Genomic DNA, 2024 nt, shown 5'->3' on the forward strand with positions numbered 1-2024 from the left:
AACTGAAGGCCGCGGAACTGAAGGCCGCGGAGGACGTGACCATATGGCCTCTCAACGATAAAGAAAAACAGATCATCGAAAAACTCGGTTAAACATCGCCCCTCTCTCAGCATGATGCTGGGGAGGGGCGTTTTCTTGTTATTCGGCGTGTTTGCGCGGACGTCCGCCGCCGACGCCTCGGCCAGGGCGGCTGGCGTTCCATTGGTCGATGGTCTCTGGCAGCCAGCCGCGCGTGCGGCCGATGGTGGCGTCCGGTTGGGGGAGCTTGTAGGCGCTGACGGCGGCTGTGCTGATGCCGAGGCGCTTGGACACGTCGGTGACGCTCAGGTATTCGATGGTCATGTCAGTCCTTCCTTCCGGCGATGAGCGCGAAGACGGCGCTGACGATGGCGCATCCGGCGGTGAGCGCGAACGGCCAGCCGAACCATGCGCTGGCGGCGGTTCCGAGCGCGAACACCGCGCTGACTATCGATTCCGTTCTCATGATGTCCCATGGCATAATCGGAGATGTGGGGTTCCGGCCCCTAGGTCTGGCCGGAACCCTTGCTCACTTCCTCTTCTTCGGTTTCCGTCTCATCTCCTTGACGAGTCCGGTCACCGCTTTGATGAGGGCCGCGAGGCTCGCGACGAGAAGCGAGATGCTGGTGATTATCTCCGATGGTGTCATGTTCACCTCCTTTCCTTGATATAAACTATATTAGCGCAGTAAATAAAGTAATGCAAGCCGAAACGCAAAAAACAGAGAAAAAAATCAACGGATTGATAGACTTGATGCCACGCAAACGAAGGGGCGAGCATGGCTTACACAATCCGCCAATACCAAACGAAAAGCGGCAAACGCTACGAGGTGCGCTACCGCAAACCGGACGGAGCGCCGACCGGCAAACGCGGATTCCGGCGCAAGATGGACGCCGAGGCGTGGGGAGACCAGCACGTCAACGCCGCCAAAAGGGACGGCAGCTTCGTGGACCAGTCGGCCGGACGCACCCTGGTGTCCGACGTCTACGCCGAGTGGATGGATTCACGCCGTCCGATCCTCAAGCCAAACACCATTCGCACCGACGAAATCACGTGGAAGACGCACGTGGAGCCGGAATACGCGGCACGGCAGATAGGCTCCATCACACACAGAGAATTGCAGGCCTTTGTCAGCGGCAAGGCGGAAAAACTGGCACCGTCTACGGTGCTCAAGATCGTCGGCGTGCTCAAGGGCGTCTGCGATCTCGCCGTCAAAAACAGGCTCATCGCCAAGGCTCCGACCGACGATCTGGCATTGCCCAGGCGTGAGGGCAGGCGACTGCACCGGTATCTGACCGTCGAGCAACTGCTGGCCGTCGCGGACGAGGCGGGAAGGGCACGTATCCAGCCGACCGACCGCAAGGCGCTCGTGCTGGTGCTTGGCCTGTGCGGCCTGCGTTGGGGCGAGATGTGCGGGCTGAGGGTGGAGGACGTGGACTATGGGCGCCGCCGAATACATGTCAGGCGGAATGTGACGCGCATTGGCAGCGAATGGTCGGAGACATCGCCGAAGTCGCATGAGATGCGTGACGTGCCAATGCCATCCATAGTCGGCGAGGCGCTGCTTCCCGTGCTGGCTGGCAAGGGGCCGTCCGATTGGGTGTTCCGTGACCATCTTGGCCGTCCTCCGCGCAACCAGTCGGCTGCTGGGGCGAAATCGAACCGCACGTGGTTCGTCAGTGCGTGCAGGAGGGCGGGCGTGGAGCCTCTGCCACCGCATGACCTGCGGCATACCGCCGCTTCCATCGCGGTGCATGCCGGAGCGAATATCAAGGCGCTGCAGCGCATGCTGGGGCACAAGTCGGCTGCGATGACGTTGGACGTGTACGCGGATCTGTTCGATTCGGATTTGGATGATGTGGCTCGTACCATCGACGCTGCAGTGCAGGTCGCTTCGCAGGATGTGGGCAAAATGTGGGCACAGGTGGATGCTGCGCATGTTCGGAGTGTTTGAATCGTTGGAATCTCAAGGATTCCGGGGAGTGGGCGATAAGGGACTCGAACCC

3 protein-coding genes are annotated in these 2024 nt (G+C 60.8%); 1 reads left to right on the forward strand and 2 read right to left on the reverse strand.

Annotated features, from left to right (window positions below; genetic code table 11):
* Positions 1–138: 138 nt before the first annotated feature.
* Positions 139–342: a helix-turn-helix transcriptional regulator gene (locus OU26_RS09260; protein ID WP_026646266.1), complete on the reverse strand. Its 204-nt coding sequence runs from the start codon at positions 340–342 to the stop codon at positions 139–141.
* A 1-nt stretch (position 343) separates the two neighbouring features.
* On the reverse strand, positions 344–484 hold the full coding sequence (locus OU26_RS10320; protein ID WP_117612149.1) for a hypothetical protein: 141 nt from the start codon (positions 482–484) through the stop codon (positions 344–346).
* A gap of 312 nt (positions 485–796) precedes the next feature.
* Here OU26_RS10320 and OU26_RS09270 point away from each other — a divergent pair, with 312 nt between their 5' ends.
* A complete protein-coding gene (locus OU26_RS09270) occupies positions 797–1972 on the forward strand; it encodes a tyrosine-type recombinase/integrase (protein ID WP_026646265.1) in 1176 nt (391 codons plus the stop codon).
* Positions 1973–2024: the final 52 nt, after the last annotated feature.

It is taken from the genome of Bifidobacterium ruminantium DSM 6489 (assembly GCF_000770925.1).
Lineage (GTDB): Bacteria > Actinomycetota > Actinomycetes > Actinomycetales > Bifidobacteriaceae > Bifidobacterium > Bifidobacterium ruminantium.